Source organism: Acinetobacter guerrae, from assembly GCF_009372255.1.
GTDB lineage: Bacteria > Pseudomonadota > Gammaproteobacteria > Pseudomonadales > Moraxellaceae > Acinetobacter > Acinetobacter guerrae.
Genome location: NZ_LXGN01000007.1, coordinates 26,448 through 48,661 on the forward strand (window position 1 = coordinate 26,448; position 22,214 = coordinate 48,661).

Annotated in this window: 17 protein-coding genes; 9 read left to right on the top strand and 8 right to left on the bottom strand. The window is 39.6% G+C overall.

Annotated features, from left to right (window positions below):
- The first annotated feature begins 211 nt into the window (after positions 1–211).
- From A7A69_RS05695 to A7A69_RS05710, 4 genes are all read left to right on the top strand, one after another.
- The gene (locus tag A7A69_RS05695) at positions 212–874 is read left to right on the top strand and encodes an RraA family protein (RefSeq protein WP_120369414.1); all 663 of its coding nucleotides are present in this window, start codon (positions 212–214) and stop codon (positions 872–874) included.
- Complete coding sequence (locus A7A69_RS05700; protein WP_152876556.1) at positions 874–2,085, top strand: pyridoxal phosphate-dependent aminotransferase; 1,212 nt, start codon at positions 874–876, stop codon at positions 2,083–2,085. The genes A7A69_RS05695 and A7A69_RS05700 overlap by 1 nt, the downstream gene beginning before the upstream one ends.
- A 138-nt stretch (positions 2,086–2,223) precedes the next feature.
- A complete protein-coding gene (locus tag A7A69_RS05705) occupies positions 2,224–3,537 on the top strand; it encodes a cation:dicarboxylate symporter family transporter (protein ID WP_241675217.1) in 1,314 nt (437 codons plus the stop codon).
- A 10-nt stretch (positions 3,538–3,547) separates the two neighbouring features.
- The gene (locus tag A7A69_RS05710) at positions 3,548–4,819 is read left to right on the top strand and encodes a Glu/Leu/Phe/Val family dehydrogenase (protein WP_120369412.1); all 1,272 of its coding nucleotides are present in this window, start codon (positions 3,548–3,550) and stop codon (positions 4,817–4,819) included.
- A 111-nt stretch (positions 4,820–4,930) separates the two neighbouring features.
- Here the strand turns inward: A7A69_RS05710 and A7A69_RS05715 are convergent, their stop codons facing one another.
- The 5 genes from A7A69_RS05715 to A7A69_RS05735 form a co-directional block, all read right to left on the bottom strand.
- Positions 4,931–6,034 (bottom strand): FUSC family protein, encoded by a 1,104-nt coding sequence (locus A7A69_RS05715; protein WP_152876557.1) that lies wholly within the window; start codon positions 6,032–6,034, stop codon positions 4,931–4,933.
- Positions 6,035–6,193: 159 nt separating this feature from the next.
- Positions 6,194–7,504 carry an MFS transporter gene (locus A7A69_RS05720; protein ID WP_152876558.1) on the bottom strand — a complete coding sequence of 437 codons (1,311 nt, stop codon included), beginning with the start codon at positions 7,502–7,504 and terminating at the stop codon, positions 6,194–6,196.
- Positions 7,505–7,972: 468 nt separating this feature from the next.
- A complete protein-coding gene (locus A7A69_RS05725) occupies positions 7,973–9,367 on the bottom strand; it encodes an FAD-binding oxidoreductase (protein ID WP_152876559.1) in 1,395 nt (464 codons plus the stop codon).
- Between the two features lie 96 nt (positions 9,368–9,463).
- A complete protein-coding gene (locus A7A69_RS05730) occupies positions 9,464–10,777 on the bottom strand; it encodes an MFS transporter (protein WP_152876560.1) in 1,314 nt (437 codons plus the stop codon).
- A 242-nt stretch (positions 10,778–11,019) separates the two neighbouring features.
- Positions 11,020–11,955, bottom strand: a complete 936-nt coding sequence (locus tag A7A69_RS05735; protein WP_004987227.1) for a LysR substrate-binding domain-containing protein — start codon at positions 11,953–11,955, stop codon at positions 11,020–11,022.
- Between the two features lie 105 nt (positions 11,956–12,060).
- Between A7A69_RS05735 and A7A69_RS05740 the strand changes: the two genes are divergently transcribed.
- The 5 genes from A7A69_RS05740 to A7A69_RS05760 all read left to right on the top strand — a co-directional run bounded on the left by A7A69_RS05740 (position 12,061) and on the right by A7A69_RS05760 (position 19,372).
- Positions 12,061–13,221 carry an acyl-CoA dehydrogenase family protein gene (locus tag A7A69_RS05740; RefSeq protein ID WP_044434458.1) on the top strand — a complete coding sequence of 387 codons (1,161 nt, stop codon included), beginning with the start codon at positions 12,061–12,063 and terminating at the stop codon, positions 13,219–13,221.
- Between the two features lie 18 nt (positions 13,222–13,239).
- Complete coding sequence (locus A7A69_RS05745) at positions 13,240–14,043, top strand: HpcH/HpaI aldolase/citrate lyase family protein (RefSeq protein WP_152876561.1); 804 nt, start codon at positions 13,240–13,242, stop codon at positions 14,041–14,043.
- Positions 14,044–14,068: 25 nt separating this feature from the next.
- Entirely contained in the window at positions 14,069–14,932 is an 864-nt protein-coding gene (locus A7A69_RS05750; RefSeq protein ID WP_152876562.1) for an HTD2 family dehydratase, read from the top strand.
- Positions 14,933–14,944: 12 nt separating this feature from the next.
- Positions 14,945–16,132: a CaiB/BaiF CoA transferase family protein gene (locus A7A69_RS05755; protein ID WP_151980962.1), complete on the top strand. Its 1,188-nt coding sequence runs from the start codon at positions 14,945–14,947 to the stop codon at positions 16,130–16,132.
- 432 nt (positions 16,133–16,564) lie between these two features.
- The gene (locus tag A7A69_RS05760; RefSeq protein WP_187349187.1) at positions 16,565–19,372 is read left to right on the top strand and encodes a 2-oxoglutarate dehydrogenase E1 component; all 2,808 of its coding nucleotides are present in this window, start codon (positions 16,565–16,567) and stop codon (positions 19,370–19,372) included.
- A 214-nt stretch (positions 19,373–19,586) separates the two neighbouring features.
- On the opposite strand, the gene A7A69_RS05765 is transcribed toward A7A69_RS05760, so the two are convergent.
- The 3 genes from A7A69_RS05765 to A7A69_RS05775 form a co-directional block, all read right to left on the bottom strand.
- Positions 19,587–19,871: a helix-turn-helix domain-containing protein gene (locus A7A69_RS05765; protein WP_120369402.1), complete on the bottom strand. Its 285-nt coding sequence runs from the start codon at positions 19,869–19,871 to the stop codon at positions 19,587–19,589.
- A gap of 237 nt (positions 19,872–20,108) precedes the next feature.
- The gene (locus A7A69_RS05770; RefSeq protein WP_152876564.1) at positions 20,109–21,335 is read right to left on the bottom strand and encodes an MFS transporter; all 1,227 of its coding nucleotides are present in this window, start codon (positions 21,333–21,335) and stop codon (positions 20,109–20,111) included.
- Positions 21,336–21,388: 53 nt separating this feature from the next.
- Positions 21,389–22,177 (bottom strand): alpha/beta fold hydrolase, encoded by a 789-nt coding sequence (locus A7A69_RS05775; protein ID WP_152876565.1) that lies wholly within the window; start codon positions 22,175–22,177, stop codon positions 21,389–21,391.
- Positions 22,178–22,214 lie beyond the last annotated feature (37 nt).

The window sequence follows — 22,214 nt, forward strand, 5'->3', positions numbered from 1 at the left end:
TATGGCAAATCATCAAATATCATTCAAAAAAAATAAAAATATAAAAATCAATTAAATATATCGATAATATTTTTCTAAAATAAATAAATATGAAAAAAAGTAATTTAATTGCATACATAAATATCGCTAAAAATATTGTTTAAGCATTGCTAGTATCAACTCAAGAGGTCAAATCACCTTCAATGGATTTTGAGAATTAGAGGATACGATGATGTCATTACCCGGCAGTATTATTCACCCAGCAGCGACCCCACTCACTCAACAAGAACGTCAACAATTTTCAGACGTGGTTACTCCTCATCTTAGCGATAACATGAACCGCAATGTCGGTATTCACGGTTTGCAACGCTTTAATAAAACAGGAAAGCTTATTGGAACTGCTCTGACCGTGAAAGTTCGTGGCGGTGATAATCTTTTGGTGTACAAAGCCATGACCATGTTACAAGACGGTCATGTTTTGGTGATTGACGCTCAAGGTGATGAAAATAACGCCATTATTGGCGAGCTAATCAAATTAGACTGCCTTCGTCGCGGTTGTGTAGGCTTCATTATTGATGGTGCAATTCGTGATGTTGCTAGTTTTGAAGATACGCCATGCTATGCCCGATCAATAACGCATCGTGGTCCATTCAAAACAGGTCCAGGCGAAATTAATGTCCCCGTCATCGTTGGTGGTCAAATTGTCAATCCAGGTGACATTATTGTAGGCGATGAAGATGGTGTGGTGTCTTTTCCTTATGCCCATAAAGATGAGTTGCTTGCTTTAGCAGCTAAACATGCGGACAAGGAAAACAAAGTGAAAGAAATGATTGCTTCTGGAGCCGAAAATCAGTCGTGGTACATGGATTTACTTCGTGAAAAAGGATACCTCTAATGAATGCCATGAATTTTATTTCTCAGCGTTTACAGATGATCAAACCATCACCAAGTATTGCTGCAAATGATCTTGTGAACAAACTACGTGCAGAAGGTAAAGACATTGTCAACTTCACCATTGGTGAGCCTGATTTTGATACGCCCGAGCATATTATGCAGGCAGCGATTGAAGCCATGCGTAAAGGTGAAACCCACTATACCAATGCGGCAGGCACTGTAGCGGTACGTCAGGCAATCAGCCAAAAACTCAAACGCGATAATCAACTTGATTATGGTATCAATGAAATCGTGTGTGGAAGTGGTGGTAAGCCGCTTATTTTTCATGCTTTTGCAGCAACGCTAGATGTACAGGATGAAGTGGTTATTCATGCGCCTTACTGGGTTTCCTATCCAGATTTGGCAACATTAAATGACGCAACGCCTGTCGTGATTCAAGGTCGTCAGGACAATGGTTTCAAGCTTACAGCCGAAGATCTTGCACCAGCAATCACCGAAAAAACCCGTTGGGTGGTGTTGAATTATCCAAACAACCCAACAGGTGCTGTTTATTCAAAACAGGAACTTGAGGCTTTAGCAGAACTGCTTAGACAGCATCCTCATGTCCTCATTATGCTAGATGAAATTTATGAATTTTTCGTTTATGACGATCATCAGCATATTTCGCTTGCTCAAATTGCACCTGATTTAAAAGATCGTATTTTGATTATTAATGGCGCTTCAAAAGGTTATGCCATGACAGGCTGGCGCATTGGTTATGCGGCTGGGCCAGAATGGTTAATCAAAGCCATGACGAAACTGATCTCACAAACTACGACTTGCCCTAGCTCTGTCAGTCAGGCAGCCGCAGTTGCTGCATTTGTGGGAGATCAACAGCCCATTTATGACATGCTTGAAATTTATAAAACACGTCGTCAGCGTGTAGTTGAACGATTACAGCAGGTTTCTGGTTTTGACTTTGAGCCACCACAAGGCGCTTTTTATGTCTTCGCCAATGTTGCAGGTCTGATCGGTAAAACAACACCTCAAGGGCAAGTGATCCAGTCCGATGCTGATGTCGTTGAGTATTTATTGCGTGAAGGCGGTGTTGCCACGGTCAGTGGTCAAGCTTATGGCATGTCCCCATTTATTCGTCTTTCTTTTGCAAGCTCAATCGAAGTGATCGAAGAAGGATGTCAACGGATCAAGAATGCAGTTGAAAAACTCGCTTAATTGTATTCTTTATTATTAACGATGTTGAGAGCATAACCCCGATGTCAAACTAATCGAGCCGACCAACTTATGAACTGGCCGTCACGGATGACAGCGCAATATTTTATGCTCTCACCCCTACTCCTTTTGGGGTGATTTATGAACAAGAAGCCTAGAATTTCATTAGTCTGGCAAATCATGATCGGTTTGGTACTGGGTATTTTAGTGGGTTTTTACCTCAATACTCATCCTTCCGATAATAAATGGTTAATCGAACAAGTCTTTCAACCAATGGGAGACATTTTCATTAAATTGATGAAAATGATTGTAATCCCTATTGTTTTTTCTTGTCTGGTCGTTGGCATCGCTGGGCATTCCGATGGCAAATCCATGGGACGCATTGGTGCTAAAACAATTTTTTATTTCCTGTGTGTGACCACAACAGCCATTATTATTGGTCTAGTTGTCGGAAATGTAGTGAAACCGGGTGCGGGTGCTGACCTTTCTTCTATGGTTGCAGCGCATGTGAATACCCTGCCAACCACCGAAACTAATCATGGTTTAGGCCATATTATCTTAAACATCATTCCAGATAATATTGTCGATGCAATGGCAAAAGGCAGCTTGCTTCCTGTAATTTTCTTCGCAGTGATGTTTGGTTTAGGCGTCGCGTCTTTACCCCATGAGAAAAAAGACATTGTGGTTTCTTTCTTCTCGTCTGTTTCAGAAGCCATGTTTAAAGTTACCCATATGATCATGGCGTATTCTCCAATTGGTATCTTTGGCATGATCGCAGTGACGGTGACTAACTTTGGCATGGAATCCATGTTGCCACTGCTTAAATTGATTGGTACGACGTATGTGACTGCGATTTTATTCGTCATCATTGTCTTTGGTTTAATTGCTCGTTTTATTGGTCTAAATATTTTTCAGCTTATTCGTTTTATGAAAGCTGAACTGGTACTGGCATTTTCAAGCGCTAGCTCTACAACGGTATTACCGCAGGTGATCCAAAAAACTGAACGCTTTGGTTCTGATCGCGGCATTTCAAGTTTTGTAGTTCCAACAGGCTATTCGTTTAATCTCGATGGTGCATCACTCTTCCTTGGTTTAGGAACGCTATTTATTGCCCAGATTTATGGCATTCATTTAACACTTGCAGATCAAATCATGCTGGTGGTAACGATGGTCATTACATCTAAAGGCGCAGCAGGCGTACCAGGTTTTATGTTTGTGATTTTATCTGCGACTTTATCAAGTGCAGGGATTCCACTCGAAGGTATTGCATTTATTGCAGGGGTTTATCGATTGATGGATATGCCAAATACAGCTCTAAATGTCTTGGGTAACACGCTAGCACCGTTAGTAATTTCTAAATGGGAAGGAAAATTCAGCGAAGAGCGTCATCAACAAGCGTTACTCAGCATGAAACATTCAAATCCTTCTGTTGCTCAGCCTTCTTCGGAATCTTGAGGTAAACCCCATGCAAAATTTATCATATGTTGATGAAAACGAAGGTCAAGCTTGGCTCAATTTTTTAGAACAGCTCGATCGCGTAGAACCATATTTAGGCGATCTTAAAGAAAATCTGGATCATTTACGTCGCCCGAAACGCTCACTCATTGTAAATATTCCAGTCAAAATGGATGATGGCACTGTACGTCACTTTGAAGGTTATCGTGTTCAACACAGTATTACTCGTGGTCCTGGTAAAGGGGGTGTCCGTTTTCACCCTGATGTCAACCTGAACGAAGTCATGGCACTCGCTGGCTGGATGACCATTAAATGTGCAGCTTTAAACTTGCCTTTTGGTGGTGCAAAAGGTGGTGTTCGAGTAGACCCAACCATTTTATCTACAAATGAACTAGAACGTTTGACCCGTCGTTATACCACGGAAATCAATCTTATTATTGGGCCACAAAAAGATATTCCCGCACCTGATGTGGGTACTACACCACAAGTCATGGCGTGGATGATGGATACCTATTCCATGAATGCTGGTTCTACAGTCACAGGTGTCGTTACAGGAAAACCAGTACATTTAGGTGGTTCACTTGGTCGTTCCAGAGCAACAGGACGTGGAGTATTCATCACAGGTCTGGAAGCTGCACAAAAAATTGGTTTAGACATTGCCCATGCAACTGTATGTGTTCAAGGCTTTGGTAATGTTGGTGCTGAAGCAGCATTGTTATTTTATGAATCTGGTGCAAAAGTGATTGCGGTACAAGATCACACCGCTACACTTTATCATCCTGAAGGAATTAATATTCCAGATTTATTGGCTTATCAGAAACAGCAAGGTTCGATTAAGGGCTTTGATATGCTGCATGATATTGATAAAAACGAACTTTGGAATATCGAAGCAGATATTTTTATCCCTGCTGCACTCGAAGGTGTAATTAATAAAGAGATTGCCCAAAAACTTCAAACCAAGCTGATTTTGGAAGGTGCAAATGGCCCAACAGACCCAGCCGCAGATGATGTATTAAATGAACGTGGAATCATCATTGTTCCAGATGTCATTTGTAATGCTGGTGGTGTGACCGTCAGTTATTTTGAATGGGTTCAGGATTTAGCCAGTTATTTCTGGACGGAAGATGAAATTAATCATCGTATGGATGTAATTATGCGTAAAGCCATTCATGATGTCTGGGATCGTGCGCAAAATGCGAACTGTTCACTGAGAACCGCCGCTTATATCGTTGCTTGTGAGCGTATTTTGTTGGCACGTCGTGATCGGGGTTTAATTATTTAAAACAACTTCTGATCAGGTTTAAACCGTTAAAAGCATCTTTATGAGTTGACTGATAAAGATGCTTTTTACCATGTATCTTTGAATGTTACTAAAATAGTTACTTGGCAATAGTTACTTTTGCTCTGCTAAAAAATGTTGCAATGGCATAAATACCAATCGCGTTAGCTCAATCAAAATAATACCAAGTACAATGCCTGCTAACCGTATCCAGCCATTTTCCATACTGAGTAAATTCAGTTGATCGGGCACCATGACTACAATGTAAACCAAAGAAAGTTGCGTTCCTACATAGGCAAAAGCTTGTCCACTATTTTCAATATGGCGACCAATAATAATGCCCAATGCAATCACCAATGCCGCACAAATATAGTTTAAACCACCCAACGGTAACAAAATAAAAGCCAGTGCAGCCCCCAATAGACAACCAAATAATCGATATAAATTTCTTGTAGAGACCAATTTTTTATTATTTAAACCCGGTAAAGGAATCATAAGAACCGCTAATATCGTGATAGCGGTTTGAGTCAGTAAATCCACTGAAAAGAACTGAATTAGAAAAGGCACAACAGCAATTGCCAATGCAGCCTGAGCCGTATGAATCAACGTTAGTTTTCGATAACCTGCAAATTTTGAGATTTCTGCCAAACCAGTTCTATTGGCAGTCAAAGAAAAACGTGGTCGAACGATATAGCTGAAAAATAAACTCACTACCATACATGCCAACGTACCTGCAATCACTTCAATACTTCGGGTTTTGGCAAATAGACTCATATCTACAAAGGGATACATCAATCCATCAATAATCACCATCGCAAAGGTCAGACCAAAAAACAGCCATGCATAACCATAACGACTGGTCATAGCAAAGTACAATGAAAAGGCCGAGAAAAAAGCCAATACTAAACTATTGAGCCAGAGCGTTTTGGAAATATGTAGCTCAATCCAACAGGCCAGTAAAGCACCTGCTAGCGTCCCCAAAATTCTGAGTGTGCCACGAATACAGGTATCGACAATATGTGAGCGCAAGACCATATAACCACTAAATGCAGCCCAGCCAATATTTTCTACATTTAGACAATGCGCGACCCAGATCGCAAGGAAAACTGAAAATAAAACTTCAAGTTCATCCATATTCCGTTTCAGGCTATGACTGTCCCAACGGAATTGTTGCAAGATTGCAGACCATAAACTTTTTGCTGATTCAAATACTTGCATAGAGATAATTGAATAAGGTACTGCTTTTATTGTAGCGGATAGTGAAAAATGAAGATTTATATTCTTGTGATTTATATCTAGGCTTTATGAACTACATAAAAATGAGGCGGAAAATAACTTCCGCCTCATTTGCTTTTATAGATGACCCATCAAACAGATTTAGTCTTCCAAAATACGACTGTGTTTCTGTTGATCTTTCATGCGGAAGAAATACACCAGACAGATCGCACACATCATCGTTACATAGATAAAATAGAAGTTTTCATGACCGACATTTTTAAACTGTAATGCAACAAGTTCTGAGGTACCACCAAAAATAGTGTTTGCAATCGCATAAGGTAATGCCACACCAAGCGCACGAATATGTGCAGGGAACATTTCAGATTTGATGACCGCACTGGTTGAGGTATAGCCAGATAAAAACATCATACCAAACAAAATTAATAAACCTGCGATGACTGGACTCGAAGTTGTCGCAATTGTACTAAAGATTGGATAAGTAAATAGCACCCCACCAATACCAAAGAAAATCATCACTGCTCTACGACCAACTTTATCGGAAATAGAACCCATAACAGGTTGCGCCAACATAAAGATAAAGATGGTGACAGCAGAAACTATCGTTGCAACTTCTTTAGAAAATCCTGTGGTATTGACCATGAATTTTTGCATATAGGTGGTATATGCATAGAATGAAATCGTACCACCAGCAGTTAAAAATAAAACACCTAATGCTTCTTTAGGATGATGTTTAAATAATGCAAACGCACTAGATTTAACTTCCTGAGTCGCATTTTTAAAAGATTGTGTCTCAACCATACCACGACGGATAATAAAGACAGATAAAGCTAAAATTGAACCCACAAAGAACGGAACGCGCCAGCCCCATTCATACAATTGAGCATCAGTTAACACTTGTTGCAAAATAATCAATGTTGCAAGTGCCAAAAGCTGACCAGCCATAATGGTCATATATTGGAAGCTTGAGAAAAACCCGCGACGATTTTTACCCGCCATTTCACTTAAATATGTCGCACTCGCTCCATACTCGCCACCGACACTCAAGCCCTGAATCAATCGGGCGATAATCAGAATAACAGGTGCCATGACTCCAATCTGTTGATACGTCGGTGCAATCGCGATCAACATTGAGCCAATACACATCAACGTAACAGACAGGGTCAAACCTGCTTTGCGCCCTTTCCGATCTGCGAAAATTCCCATCATCCATGCGCCAATTGGACGCATTAAGAAACCTACTGCAAAGACAGCCGCAGCTTGTAACAACTCGACAGTTTGATTTCCTGCTGGGAAAAATGACTTTGCGAAGTAAAGGGTAAACATACTGTAGGCAAACCAGTCATACCATTCGACTAAGTTACCTGCTGAACCACCTAAAATAGATTTAATGCGTGTTTTCTGATCCAGATTCGCATTTAGTTTTTTATCAACCACCTGATCGATACTCATTAGGCTTCTCCTTAGCCATTAAATTTTTAGAACCAGTTCGCCTAACTTGGTTCCAGCTAAACCATCACTTTTGGTAATAGTTAACAAAGCCAGTTTGATTAAACAATGCGAAAAAAAGTCAGTGTGAAAATAAGAGCTATTTAAATTTAATTAATTTATTGTTTTTTATTAATTTATTTTTATTAAATTTATTCATTATTCGATCATTTTAAGTGATGGAACTGATCAGAATAAAATATAACCAATAAAAAAACTCTCCTTTTAAGGAGAGTTTAATTGTAAATGTGCTACTTGATTTTATCTTTTCTTTGTATGGAATGAGCGATATTTATGAAAAAAAATGACTGAATTAACTGTTAATCCTTGATAAAAGTTTTCATATTTGAAACATATCACTACAGTTTAAATTGAATTTATATAGAAATAGGAACAATTCAAAACTCGCACCTATTTCTTAAATATATGAAGTTAATCGAATATCTTACCTGGATTAATCAAAAGGTTATGATCAAAAATAGATTTAATACGCTTCATATACACTATCTCTTCATCGCTTCGGCTGTAACCGAGATAAGCCTTCTTGGTCATACCTATACCATGTTCGGCAGAGATTGCCCCATCATATTTTTCAACGATATCAAACACATATTTCATCGCATGTTTACATTGTGCATAAAATTCATCCTTATCCAAATTTTGAGGTTTAAGAATATTTAAATGCAAATTACCATCACCAATATGCCCAAACCAACAAATTTTAAATTCTGGGTGATGTTGTTTTAATACTTTTTCAACATCTTTAATAAAATCATCAATATAAGAGATCAAAACCGACACATCGACTTTGTACGGCAAATAAGGTGCGCATGATTCAGAGATATCTTCTCTTAAACGCCATAAATTTTTTGCTTGTTCAATACTCTGGCTAATCACACCATCTAAAATGAAACCTTGTTCCATACAAGATTCAAAAATTTGCATGGCTTTTTCTAATATAATTTCATAGGGCGCTTCAAATTCAATCAGGACATAATAAGGACAGGGCGCTGCTAATGGAGGTTGAAGCTGGCTATGTGCCATTACAATCTCCATGACGCGTTGATCAAAAAATTCAAACGCAGTTAAATCAATTTCTGCCTGAAATTTACTTAAAATTGGCATAATTGCAGCAAATTCAGGTACACCAAAAACCAATACCTGCAAATTTTTTGGAACGCGATCTAAACGAATATCAGCTTCTGTAATTAAACCAAGTGTACCTTCTCCCCCAATAAACAAATGTTGCATGGCATAGCCTGTCGCATTTTTCACCATGCCTTTGTTTAATCTTAGAATGTCCCCATTCCCCGTGACTACGGTTAACCCCAACACCCAGTTGCGGGTCATACCATAGCGGATAACTTTAATTCCTCCCGCATTCGTACTAATATTGCCGCCAATTTGGCTTGAACCTGATGCTGCCAAATCTACTGGAAAAAATAAGTTCTGTTGCAAAGCGTAATTTTGTAAATCTTCCGTAATCATTCCTGCCTGTACGCGAACCATTCGATCTGCTGGAAAGAAGGAAATAACCTGATTCATTTTATCAAGACTAATCACAAATTCTCCGTTAGCCGCAACAGCGCCAGCAGAAAGCCCTGTTCTACCTCCAGATGGTGTAATTGCAAATTTGAGTTGATTGGCTAAGCGTACAATTTGTTGGACTTGTTCAGTGGTCTGTGGAAATAAAATTGCCTGAGGTTTCGGATCAAAATGACGTGTTCGATCACAACCCCAAATTTCTAAGCTTTCTAAATCCGTTTTGATTCGATTTTCGCCTAATATCAAGGTTAGATTTTCAATAATTTCAACATAACTTCCCATAGCACATTATCCCTTTCACATCATTTAAAGTTTTGGTAAATCTAACGTTTAGAACGCATGATCCAAAACTCAATTTTTAAAAATCGTATATCGTATTTAGTCTTCTATAATTTTGCTGTGTTTTTGCTGATCTCGCATAAAAATGAAATAAATCAAGCAGATTGCACTCATCGTAGCCAGATAGATAAAATAATATTGTTCATGTCCCATTTGTTTAAACTTTAAAGCAACAAGTTCAGCCGTTCCTCCAAATAAAGCCGCAGCCAATGCATAAGGTAAAGCTACACCTAAAGCTCGAATATGGGATGGAAACATTTCAGATTTAATGACTGCACTAATGGAGGTATAGCAAGATAATGGAATCATCCCCGCGATAATAAGTAATCCTGCTGTGACTGGACTCGTCACTACTGAAATCGCAGAAAAAATTGGATAAGTTAATAATACCCCGCCTATGCCAAATAGAATCATCATTTTCTTACGACCAATTTTGTCAGACAAACTCCCCATAATCGGTTGCATGCAAAGGAACACAAAAATAGTACATGTCGAGATAAACGTGGCTGTTTCTTTGCTAAACCCTGAAGTATTGACCAGAAACTTTTGCATATAGTTGGTATATGAATAAAACAATAAAGTTCCAGCAACGGTAATCAGTACCACACCAATCGTCTCTTTTGGATATTGCTTTAGCAATGCAACCAAACCAGATTTTTCTTCGGTATCCGCATTTTTGAAGGACTCTGTTTCCACCATGTTACGGCGAATATAAAATACTGTTAAAGCCAAAAAGCCACCGATAAAAAATGGAATACGCCAGCCCCACGCGTGTAATTGCTCATTACTTAATACATTTTGCAGCAAAATCAAGGTGAACAATGCCAAAAGCTGACCCGACAGAATCGTCACGTATTGAATACTTGAGTAAAAACCACGACGTTTTTTGCCTGCCATTTCGGTCAAATACGTTGCACTTGCTCCATATTCTCCTCCCACACTTAAACCCTGTATTAAGCGTGCTATCAGTAAAATCATGGGTGCTAATAAACCAATTTGTGCATAAGTGGGTGCCAAAGCAATCAGAAATGAACCACCGCACATTAAAGTCACAGATAAGGTTAAACCTGCTTTTCTTCCCTTTCGATCAGCATATACACCCATGATCCATGCACCGATTGGACGCATTAAAAAGCCCACCGCAAATACTGCCGCAGCCTGTAACAACTCGACAGTTTGATTCCCTGCTGGGAAAAAAGACTTTGCGAAATAAAGCGTAAACATACTGTAGGCAAACCAGTCATACCATTCGACCAAGTTACCTGCCACACCGCCAAAAATTGATTTTCGACGTGTTTTTTGATCCATTTTTTTTTGTGCGTTTACCACACTCAGAGATTCATTTATTCCCATTTTTGGCTCCTTGCCATTTTTTATCGTTTTCCTCAAATCACTTGAGTTGAGTTTTTTGCATTAATGCTTATCCACCCATAAAGAGGTAACAAATAGGAAAATTAAGAACAAATTAAAAAAACAAATATTTAATTATTTAACTTTTCTATTCTTATTATTTATTTGATTTTTAATTATTTATTTCACTTAAAGTTGCATCATAAAATTTGATGCAACCCATGCCAAAAAAATATTGAAAAAATTTAACGATCAGAAATCCATGAACCACCTAACCATGCTTTTGTTTCAATCGCGATTTTGCAGCAATTAAATGTTTCTCCTGCAATTACATGCACGAGCTTAGAAATATGTCGAGTGTTGGGTAATGCAATTGCGATATTTCTTGAAAATTCTGTATGTTGGATAGGTGCGACTTTGATGGTCTTTTGTTGCAAATCACTTTTTACAGCGACCAAAGGTAAAATGGTATAACCCAGTCCCTCTTTCACCAATTGTTTTTGTACATTGAGATCATTAATTTCAGCCGCTATTTTTAAATCTAATTTCTCAATTTGAAAACCATGATCAATTAAAAACCGCAGTTGATGTGGTGAATAAGGCAAAATTAAAGGTAATTCTGAAATTTCAGCTAACTCAACAGCTTTAGACTGATGTAAATCAGAGGAATAAGGCCCGATTAACCATAATTGTTCTGCCACAATCTGATGACTATCAATAAACTTTGATGGTACAGAATCATAAAGTAAGGCTAAATCAATCTCTCCTGCCTCTAGCCATTCTTTTAAATGTCCTGAGTAACCCACCGATATTTTTAGATTTACGTCAGGAAACTTCTTTTTCATGACACGCATTAAAGCCACAGAAAGTAATTCACTTAAACTGGCTAAGATCCCAATATGTACCGTGCCTTTAAGCGCTCCATCTTTTGAAGTCAGTTCCATTTTCGCGGCTTCAATTTCTTTTAAGGCACGTCGAGCATAGTCTTCTAGAACTTTACCTTCCTGTGTCAAACTCATGCCATGCCGCCCACGCTCGAACAACTCGACACCCAATTCTTCTTCAAGTAAATGAATTTGACGAGAAACCGCAGGTTGAACAATATTCAGCATCGCTGCGGCTTTGGTAATATTGCGTGTTTCTGAAATAGTCAGAAATGCCCGCAGTTGTTTAATATCCATATCAATGCTCTTTTGAGATTACACCCATCAAATTATTCTATTTTAATAATTCGACAATAACAATATATGATCATTAAAACCTTCCAAGTTTGATAAGGACATCTCATGAAATCGACTATTGATAATTTTTCTGAAATTCGTGAAGCCGTTCGTGCTTTATGTGCACAGTTTCCTGATGAGTATCATCGTAAAATCGATGAGGAAAAAGGCTACCCAGAAGAATTTGTGGATGCCCTCACCCATGCAGGTTGGTTAGCTGCCATGATTCCAGAAGAATACGGCGGTTCTGGTTTAGGTTTAGCCGAAGCCACTGTCGTTATGGAAGAAATTAACCGTTCGGGCGGTAATGCAGGCGCCTGTCATGGTCAGATGTATAACATGGGAACTTTGCTGCGTCATGGTTCAAAAGCGCAAAAAGAATTGTATTTACCAAAGATTGCTAGTGGTGAATGGCGTTTACAATCTATGGGTGTGACTGAGCCAACAGCAGGAACAGACACCACCAAGATTCGCACTACAGCAGTTAAAAAAGGCGATAAATATGTCGTCAATGGTCAAAAAGTCTGGATCTCACGTATCCAACATAGTGACTGGATGATTTTATTGGCACGTACTACCCCTCTTGCAGAGGTTCAGAAGAAATCTGAGGGGATGTCTATTTTCATGGTCGATGTGAAAGAAGCGGTCAAACACGGTATGACTGTTCGTCCAATTCCCAATATGGTCAACCATGAAACCAACGAATTGTTCTTTGAAAATCTGGAAATTCCTGAAGAAAACCTGATTGGTGAAGAAGGCAAAGGTTTTAAATACATTCTAGATGGTTTAAATGCAGAACGTACCTTGATTGCAGCCGAATGTATCGGTGATGGTTACTGGTTTATGGATCGTGCTGTGAAATATGCCAATGACCGCGTGGTATTCGGGCGTCCGATTGGTCAAAATCAGGGTGTACAATTCCCACTTGCTGAATCTTTTGTTGAAATTGAAGCAGCCAACCTTATGCGTTTCCGTGCATGCGAATTGTTTGATGCGCATCAAAAATGTGGTGCAGAAGCCAATATGGCGAAATATCTTGCGGCTAAAGCCAGTTGGGAAGCAGCCAATGCCTGCTTACAAACGCATGGTGGTTTCGGTTTTGCCAACGAATATGATATTGAACGTAAATTCCGCGAAACCCGTTTGTATCAAGTTGCTCCAATTTCGACCAACCTCATTTTAAGTTATGTGTCTGAACATTTATTAGGTTTACCTCGTTCATTCTAAGATCAAGGGGAACAATTGATGAAAACTACACCTCATTCATTTCTGTTTGTTCCTGCTAACCGTGTTGAGCGCTTTGAAAAAGCGCTTAATGCAGGCAGTGATGCGGTGATTATTGATCTGGAAGATGCTGTTCCAGTCGAGCTTAAAATTCAGGCACGTGAGTTATTGTCAGATTGGCTTGCAGCTCATCCTGATCAAGTCGTTATGTTACGTGTCAATTCTCGACAAACCCAATGGTTTGCCGATGACTTAAATTTACTCAAATATGCAAATGTTTCTGCCATTGTGCTGCCTAAAACTGAGGCACCAGCCGATGTTGAAGCCGTAACACAAGTGAAAGCAGTGGATGTTTACCCTCTCATTGAAACGCCGCTTGGTTTGGCGCAAGTTCGTGACATTGCTAAAACGGCATATGTCAAAGCCTTGATGTTTGGCTCAATCGATTTCCAACTCGAAATGGGTATGAACGGTGGCTATACAGAACTGGTGTACTTCCGTAATGAAATTGTGTTGGCGTCTAAACTGGCCAATATCGAAGCACCGATTGATGGTGTCACAGTCGATATTAAAAATGATGAACTATTAAATCTTGAAACCACTCAAGCCAAGAATTTAGGGTTTGCAGCTAAGCTCTGTATCCATCCCTTACAAGTTGAGATGGTAAATCGAGTTTTTCGTCCAAGTGAAGCAGAAGTTGACTGGGCCAAACGTGTGATTGATGCAGTGAATGCAGCGCAAGGTCAAGCGATTAGTCTGGATGGCAAAATGATTGATTTGCCCGTGATTCGTCGTGCCGAGCAAGTCTTACAGGCTGTAGTTTAGTACAGGACTTTACAGGATCAATAAAATGAATAATTTTGAAGCATGGATTGGTAAAAAAGAAGTCTATCATGATGTTTGTAATGATAAACCGATAGGCATGATGCAAGCGTTACTCAATCAATATGGACAACCAATTGATGAGCTTCCGCTTTTATTTCATTGGTTATATTTCTTGCCTGTCGTCAACCAGTCTGAACTTGCCGAAGATGGACATCCACACAAAGGCAGTTTTTTACCGCCAATTCCTTTTCCAAAACGGATGTGGGCAGGTGGTCGTTTAAAATTTCACGCACCCATTTGTGTCAATCAACAACTGCGTCGCGAATCTGAAATTTTAAACGTTGAATTTAAGCAAGGTCGTAGTGGTGATTTATATTTTGTGACTGTGCAGCATTCAATTTTTGCCGATGATGTGCTCGCAATTGTGGAAGAACACGATATTGTCTACCGTGAAGCAACCAGTAATCTGCAAAACAAAGGTTCTACACAAGCATCGGAAAAGCCAAAAGCGCCTGAAAAGTCTGAGCTGCCTGCCAAAAACTATAGCTATAAAAAAAGCTATCCCGTGACCACCCCGACTTTATTCCGTTATTCAGCATTGACATTTAATGGTCACAAGATTCACTACGATCGTTCTTATTGTACCCAAATAGAAGGTTATCCAGGTCTAGTGGTACATGGACCTTTACTCGCTACTCTGCTGTTACATTTCCTGACACAGGAATACCCAGACAAACAGGTCGAGAGTTTCGAATTCCGTGCAGTTAAACCTGTTTTTGATTTTAATGAGTTTTATGTCTGTGGCGATATTCAAGAGCAAGACGGTGAACTCTGGATTGAACATGTCGATGGCCAAACTGCCATGCAGGCAAAAGTCAGTTTTAAATAAGGGAGTTATCTCATGCGACCATTAGAAGGAATTACGGTCATTACCCTTGAACACGCCATTGCTGCACCGTTTTGTACGCGTCAGTTGGCAGATCTAGGCGCTCGGGTAATCAAGGTTGAACGTCCCAATGTCGGTGACTTTGCCCGCAAATACGATGAACGTGTGGATGGAATGTCTTCACATTTTGTCTGGACAAATCGCTCTAAAGAAAGTTTAACACTAGATGTCAAAGCAGATCCTGCCAAAGATATTTTACATAAGCTGATTATGCAAGCCGATGTATTGGTACAAAATCTGGCACCTGGTGCAGCGGCGCGTTTAGGTTTGTCCTATGAAGAACTTTCAAAGATTAACCCTAAAATTATCGTCTGTGATATCTCTGGTTATGGCGATGATCATGACCATCCAGGTCCTTATCGCAATAAAAAAGCCTATGACTTATTGATTCAAAGTGAATCTGGCTTTTTATCCATTACAGGTACACCTGATGATTATGTCAAAGCAGGCTGTTCAATTGCCGATATTGCTGCGGGCATGTATGCCTATAGCAACATTTTAGCGGCTTTGCTTGAACGCAGCCAAACAGGTAAAGGCAAACGTATCGATGTTTCGATGCTCGAAAGTATGACAGAATGGATGGGCTATCCTTTGTATTACACGCTACGTGGCGATACCCCACCGCCGCGTACAGGTTCGGCTCATGCCACGATTTATCCTTATGGGCCTTTTCCTGCTCAAGATGGTCAAGTCATGCTTGGTATTCAAAATGAACGTGAATGGCAAGCATTTTGTCAGATCGTGCTGGAACAGCCAGAAACGGCAAATCAGCCAGAATTTATCAACAATACCTTGCGTGTTAAAAACCGTGAAGCACTCAAACAGATTATTATTGAATGTTTCGGTCAACTGACTCGTGATCAAGTGATTGAGCGTCTGGAAAAAGCTAAAATTGCCAATGCCAGTGTCAATGAAATGCAGGATGTCTGGCATCACCCTCAACTTCAAGCGCGTCATCGCTGGACAGAAGTCGAAACGCCGATTGGTAAAGTTCCAACTCTCAAGCCCGTCGGTTTAAGTGATGATCAGGATTTTATAATTAAAGCAGTGCCAGATCTCGGTGAAAACAGTGCTGATATTTTAACTGAGCTTCATTATTCACAACACGAGATTGATTTGCTTAAACAACAGCATGTGATTTAAATCGTACTTTCATAAATAAAAATGGATTGTATTTTTTTAATGCAATCCTTTTTTATACACGTTTTTCACTTATATGCTTTTCGTATCACAGCTATTAAATCTTAGTATTTTAAAAATCAGTATTTTGTTCTTATGATCAAAATAGAAACAACACCGCAGCAAAGTGCGATGTTTATTCAAATCATTGATGAAAGGACATCATCATCATTTAGATCACAATCCTGTCCATGTTGCCTCAACTGATCCTGCCATGATTTCGACCTACTCTTTAACATGGCATATTTGAGCTTCACAGGTCTGTGGCATGAGTACATATTAGATCGTCAATGTCCTTTCAACACCGTATTAAAAAACAAAGATTATGAACATCAATAATCTTTATTTATCGCAGGACATCAGATTATGTATATACAAAAGGATATGAAAGCACAGATGCAAGAGGTGATCGGCAAAATCAGTACAGATCTGACGCTTTCTGCCGACAGTGCCACATACATTGAAGAGCTGTATGAACAATATCTGCTTGCACCTGAAACGGTGAGTGAAGATTGGCAACTTTATTTTGGTCAATTTCCTCAAGGCGATCAGCCACACGGCCCGATCAAGCAACAGTTTAAGGATCTGGCACGTAATGCACATCGTGTTCAAAACATCGAAAAAACTGAGGTCAGCCCAGAACAACAACTGCGTCAAATTGCAGTAATTAAACTGATCGCGGCTTATCGTCATCGTGGTCATCAAAAAGCCAAACTAGACCCATTAGGTTTGGCCAAACGTGAACATGTTGCTGAGCTAGAATTGGCCACGCATGGTTTAACCCAAGCAGACTTGGCTACATTTTTTTTTACGGATGATCTGGCCATTGGCAAGCCACAAGCAAGCTTAAAAGAGATCATTCAGCACCTTGAAAATACCTATTGCCAAAGTATTGGTGCTGAATTTACTCATCTTATCAATACTCAGGAACAACGCTGGTTACAACGCCGCTTAGAGCAGACTCAAAATCGTTTTAACTTTAGTGTTGAAAAGAAAAAACAGATTTTTAATTTACTCAATAAAGCTGAAGGTCTGGAAAAATATCTGGCTAACAAATTTGTAGGTGCCAAACGTTTCGGTGCTGAAGGTGCCGAAACCTTAGTCCCTTTGATGCACGAAATTATTCAACGCGCAGGTGCAACGGGCACTAAAGAAATTGCGCTTGGCATGTGTCATCGCGGTCGATTAAATCAACTGGTCAATATTTTTGGTAAGCATCCCAATGAAATGTTTGCCGAATTTGAAGGTAAATTATTTACCAATTCAGGCTCAGGCGATGTGAAATACCATCAAGGTTATTCATCTAATGTCATGACGGATGGTGGCGAAGTTCATTTAGCACTTCAACCGAATCCATCTCATTTGGAAATCGTTTCCCCTGTTGCAGTTGGGTCTGCCCGTGCCCGTCAAGATCGTCGTCAAAATGTCGATGAAGTATTGTCTGTGAGTGTACATGGTGATGCTGCATTTGCAGGTCAGGGTGTAGTGATGGAAGCATTTCAGATGTCACAAACTCGCGCCTATTATGTTGGTGGAACACTGCATGTGATTGTCAATAATCAGGTCGGATTTACCACATCCAATATTTTGGATACACGTTCGACTGAATACTGCACAGATGTAGCAAAAACTGTTCAGGCACCAATTTTACATGTGAATGCTGATGACCCAGAAGCAGCAATTTATGCGATTCAACTGGCGCATGATTATCGTAAAGAATTTCGTAAAGATATCGTGGTCGATCTCTATTGCTACCGCCGTCGCGGTCATAATGAAGCAGATGAACCGTCAGGTACTCAACCGCTTATGTACCAAGTGGTGAACCAATTACCAACCACGCGGAACCTTTACTTAAATCAGTTGATCAATGAAAAAGTTCTGACTCAAATCGAAGCGGATCACATGTTATTGCAATATCGAGATCGCTTGGATGCAGGTCAGCATGTCACAGATAATCTGGTGCTCGACCCTGATCAAAGCATGTATGTCGACTGGGCTCCGTATATTGGTCTAAGTTATAGCGATGAGTGTGATAGCACATTTGATCTCAATCGACTCAAACAATTGGGCGTGATTTTAAATACAGTACCTGAAGGTTTTGTGTTGCAACGTCAAGTTCAAAAAGCCGTGGATGACCGATTGGCGATGCAAACAGGTGAACTCGCCTTAAACTGGGGCGCTGCTGAAAATCTGGCTTATGCTACATTAATTGATCAAGATTATTTGGTGCGTATTACTGGTGAAGATGTGGGTCGTGGTACATTTTCACATCGTCATGCGAAATTACACAATCAGGTCGATGGCACAACATATATTCCGCATTGCCACATTAAACCAAATCAACCTCATTTCGCTCTGTATGATTCATTACTCACAGAAGAAGCTGTACTTGCATTTGAATTTGGCTATGCGACGACCACACCAAATAGTCTAGTGATTTGGGAAGCACAATTTGGTGACTTCGTGAACTGCGCTCAGGTCATCATCGACCAATTTATCGCCTCAAGCGAAACTAAATGGGAACGTAACTGCGGACTCACGCTATTGCTTCCACACGGTTTTGAAGGTCAAGGGCCTGAACATTCTTCTGCACGTCTCGAGCGTTTCTTGCAGCTTTGTGGAGAAGATAATATGCAAGTGATCACACCGACCACACCTGCCCAGATTTTTCATGCACTACGTCGTCAAGCTTTACGCCAAGTCCGTAAACCAATGATTGTGATGTCACCAAAATCATTGTTAAGACATAAACTTGCTACCTCATCATTAGATGAATTGGCAACTGGCTCATTCCAAACTGTGATCGATGAAATTGATCAGATCAAGACTGAACAGGTTACACGTGTCGTGCTCTGCGCAGGTAAAGTCTATTACGATTTAGTAGAAAAACGTCGTGAGCAGCAGCTTGAGCATGTCGCTCTGGTGCGGATTGAACAACTTTATCCGTATCCAGAAGCACGTTTAACTGAAATCTTGAGCCAATATCCAAATCTGCAACAATTGATTTGGGCACAAGAAGAACCAGAAAATCAGGGTGCATGGTTATTTATGGTTTTACGCCTCTATAAGCTCATGGCAAAACTAGGCAAAACGGTTGATGTACAGTACGCAGGCAGAGAAACTGCTGCTGCACCCGCATGTGGTTCACCTTACTTACATGCCAAACAACAAGCTGAATTAGTGCAACAGGCATTAGGATTATAAGTAATTTATTATTACTACTTATATCCTCAAAATAAAAAACCGAATAATTAAATTATTCGGTTTTTTATTTAAAAAATAATCTTGGAAAATAATTCATATTACATAATTAATAAAAGTCATGAAAAAAATTAAAACAACAACAACCATAGAAATAAAATATAAAAATAATCTATCACCAATATCATGTTTAGTCGTTTTATTCGTTTAACAATATCTAGCTCAAACGCTTATATTTCTTTAATTTCTTATATAAACATAAACGGCTAATCCCCAAAAACTGACATGCCTGTGCCTGATTACCTCGTGTATTAATGAGCACAGCAGAGAATACGCCTTTTTCCATTTCTTTTAAAAAATAAGGATATAGCTTACTATCTGTGGATGTATCCTGTATTTCCATATGTCTAAGCAATTGATAGACATGCGCTCGAACGACATCAGCAAGCAAAACATCTTTCCCAGAAAAATGATCATGTATCGATAATTGTTCCAAATCCATTTTTGAAAACTCAGCTATAATCACAAGTATATTTTAACAAAGAATACCACATATATCCGATTATTTATTTTTATAAGAACAATAAAATAATATGATCATTTTTTAATAAATAATAATTTAAATCTTAGACAATTAAGGTTAATATAAAGCTCTGGTTTAAACGACGCCAGCTTTATAATCCAACCCTGGGTCGGGTTGGATTTTTTTATTCTATTTTTTTAATTTAGCTTTGAAACCTTAACTTTGGGTAATTACTTTTTTCTGTCGAATTTCTTTCATTAATATCATCGAGAAAATAACATTTAAAAGCGCCAAGAACGCAATACTATAAAGCACTGTATTCGCACCTAAAGTATCAATCATATAGCCTGCAATCAATGGCGTCATAGCTTGTGCGATGAGTGATGGACGAGCCAATTTCCCCATAAGATAGGCATATTCTTCTTTTTTGACCAAGGTCAAGGGCAAAGTACCACGCACAATGGAACGTAAGCCATTGCCTGCGCCATAGATGATCATTGCAAGTGCAGCATATTTGGGTGCAATACACAGTAAAGCAATTCCTAAGACCACCAAAATTACCGATACCAATAAGGATTTAATCGGATGATCAAACTTAATCACCAAATCTAGCATACGTGACGCAACTTGACTTGGCCCGATCAAAGCACTAATCGCAATGGCACTGGCTAAAGCCAGACCATTTTCTTGTAGAATATCAATCAACTGTACTGTCATCACTGTCATGATAATTGAAGTAATCATAAAAATAACTGAGATCAGGTGATACATAGATTTAGGGATGCTAATCGAGTTGGCTTTTTTCTTCTGTTTTAGCGACGGTTGTTCTGCAATCTTTTTAGGCTTAGGCAATGCGTAATGATAAATCGGCCAGATCACAATAATCATCACCACAGCGCCAAATACGCAGGTTGCACGCCAACCAAATAAGGAAACTCCGTAAGCTTGAACAGGCCAGACTATCGTAGTACAAAAGCCAGAAATGAGTGTCACACTGGTAATGGCAACTTTGGCATTTAATCCAAAGAGATTGCCCAAGACTGCAAATAACGTGTCATATAATCCGATAGACATTCCCAAACCAATCACAATCCATGCCAGAAAAAAAATTGCGATATGATAGCTAAATGCCAGTATCAATAAGCCTAAAGCGGTAATGACACCGCTCATGGCAAGAATTTCTTTACCACCATGACGTGTAATTAAACGACCAATATACGGTAAGGCAAAAGCAGAAACTAAGATACTTAAAGATAAGGCACCATAGACCAGTTCACGCCCCCAGCCCATTTCGGACATAATTGGTCGTGCCATGACTGCCAATAAAAAGAAAGATCCTCCCCATACGATGATCTGTGCGATCCCGATGAGAAGGATTGAAAAAAACGAAGGTTTATCTTGATCAGCAGGTTTGAAGAACGCCTTTAACCGGGGAGATAACATCTAATAATCCATAGGATTTTGCGGCGATTGACTTTAACAATCGCAGTTGCAGCTTATACATTCGCTTCAACCTCATGATTCAAATAATTTTGAATTAAACCTAAAATGATATCTGGCTTTTCTGCATGCAACCAATGCCCTGTTCCTTCAACAGTTTCAATGCGTGCTTGCGGAAATTGCTGTTCAATTTCGGCTTGATATTGAGGCAAAATGTACTCCGAATTTCCACCCCGGATAAACAAACACGGTTTATTCCATGGCTGGATTGGATTCCATCCCACAAGATTTCCATAATTGGCTTTAAATGCATCTACATTATATAGCCATTGACCTTTTACAAAGGATTTAAGTAAAAACTGCACAATCATCTCATGCGGTAGATATTTTCTCATGATTTCTGCCGCCTGAGTACGGCTTAAATTCGGATTTTGCTGTTCAATCACAGCATCGATCGCGCCAAACATACCATCATGACGTTCTCCCGCATAAGGCACAGGTGCAACATCCAATATGACCAGTTGTTCAACGCGTTCAGGAAATAAACCGACGATTTTCATCGAGGTTTTTCCACCCATAGAATGCCCAACCAAAGAAAAATGATTGACCTGTAAATGATCGAGTGTTTCGACCACATCCTGCGCCATCAACTCATAACTCATATCTGCTGCATGCGGCGACCCACCATGGTTGCGCAAATCCATCTGAATCACGTGATGATTCTGATTCAATTTTCTCGCAATCATGCCTAAATTAGAAAGGCTACCAAATAAACCGTGTAGTACCACAACGGGTATTTCATTCACTGGGTTCGGTGAAGCGTGATATTCAGCATTTAAAATCATGGTGTTGAGTCCCTATTCAATCTTGGCTTATATCCAA

What these genes read in the sequence shown, in the direction of transcription:
- A7A69_RS05770 (WP_152876564.1), bottom strand. Translation starts at nt 21,335, where the DNA reads ATGTTATCTCCCCGGTTAAAGGCGTTCTTCAAACCTGCTGATCAAGAT.
- A7A69_RS05740 (WP_044434458.1), top strand. Translation starts at nt 12,061, where the DNA reads ATGAAATCGACTATTGATAATTTTTCTGAAATTCGTGAAGCCGTTCGT.
- A7A69_RS05720 (WP_152876558.1), bottom strand. Translation starts at nt 7,504, where the DNA reads ATGAGTATCGATCAGGTGGTTGATAAAAAACTAAATGCGAATCTGGAT.
- A7A69_RS05730 (WP_152876560.1), bottom strand. Translation starts at nt 10,777, where the DNA reads ATGGGAATAAATGAATCTCTGAGTGTGGTAAACGCACAAAAAAAAATG.
- A7A69_RS05705 (WP_241675217.1), top strand. Translation starts at nt 2,224, where the DNA reads ATGAACAAGAAGCCTAGAATTTCATTAGTCTGGCAAATCATGATCGGT.
- A7A69_RS05725 (WP_152876559.1), bottom strand. Translation starts at nt 9,367, where the DNA reads ATGGGAAGTTATGTTGAAATTATTGAAAATCTAACCTTGATATTAGGC.
- A7A69_RS05710 (WP_120369412.1), top strand. Translation starts at nt 3,548, where the DNA reads ATGCAAAATTTATCATATGTTGATGAAAACGAAGGTCAAGCTTGGCTC.
- A7A69_RS05735 (WP_004987227.1), bottom strand. Translation starts at nt 11,955, where the DNA reads ATGGATATTAAACAACTGCGGGCATTTCTGACTATTTCAGAAACACGC.
- A7A69_RS05755 (WP_151980962.1), top strand. Translation starts at nt 14,945, where the DNA reads ATGCGACCATTAGAAGGAATTACGGTCATTACCCTTGAACACGCCATT.
- A7A69_RS05700 (WP_152876556.1), top strand. Translation starts at nt 874, where the DNA reads ATGAATGCCATGAATTTTATTTCTCAGCGTTTACAGATGATCAAACCA.
- A7A69_RS05760 (WP_187349187.1), top strand. Translation starts at nt 16,565, where the DNA reads ATGCAAGAGGTGATCGGCAAAATCAGTACAGATCTGACGCTTTCTGCC.
- A7A69_RS05750 (WP_152876562.1), top strand. Translation starts at nt 14,069, where the DNA reads ATGAATAATTTTGAAGCATGGATTGGTAAAAAAGAAGTCTATCATGAT.
- A7A69_RS05765 (WP_120369402.1), bottom strand. Translation starts at nt 19,871, where the DNA reads ATGGATTTGGAACAATTATCGATACATGATCATTTTTCTGGGAAAGAT.
- A7A69_RS05745 (WP_152876561.1), top strand. Translation starts at nt 13,240, where the DNA reads ATGAAAACTACACCTCATTCATTTCTGTTTGTTCCTGCTAACCGTGTT.
- A7A69_RS05695 (WP_120369414.1), top strand. Translation starts at nt 212, where the DNA reads ATGTCATTACCCGGCAGTATTATTCACCCAGCAGCGACCCCACTCACT.
- A7A69_RS05715 (WP_152876557.1), bottom strand. Translation starts at nt 6,034, where the DNA reads ATGCAAGTATTTGAATCAGCAAAAAGTTTATGGTCTGCAATCTTGCAA.
- A7A69_RS05775 (WP_152876565.1), bottom strand. Translation starts at nt 22,177, where the DNA reads ATGATTTTAAATGCTGAATATCACGCTTCACCGAACCCAGTGAATGAA.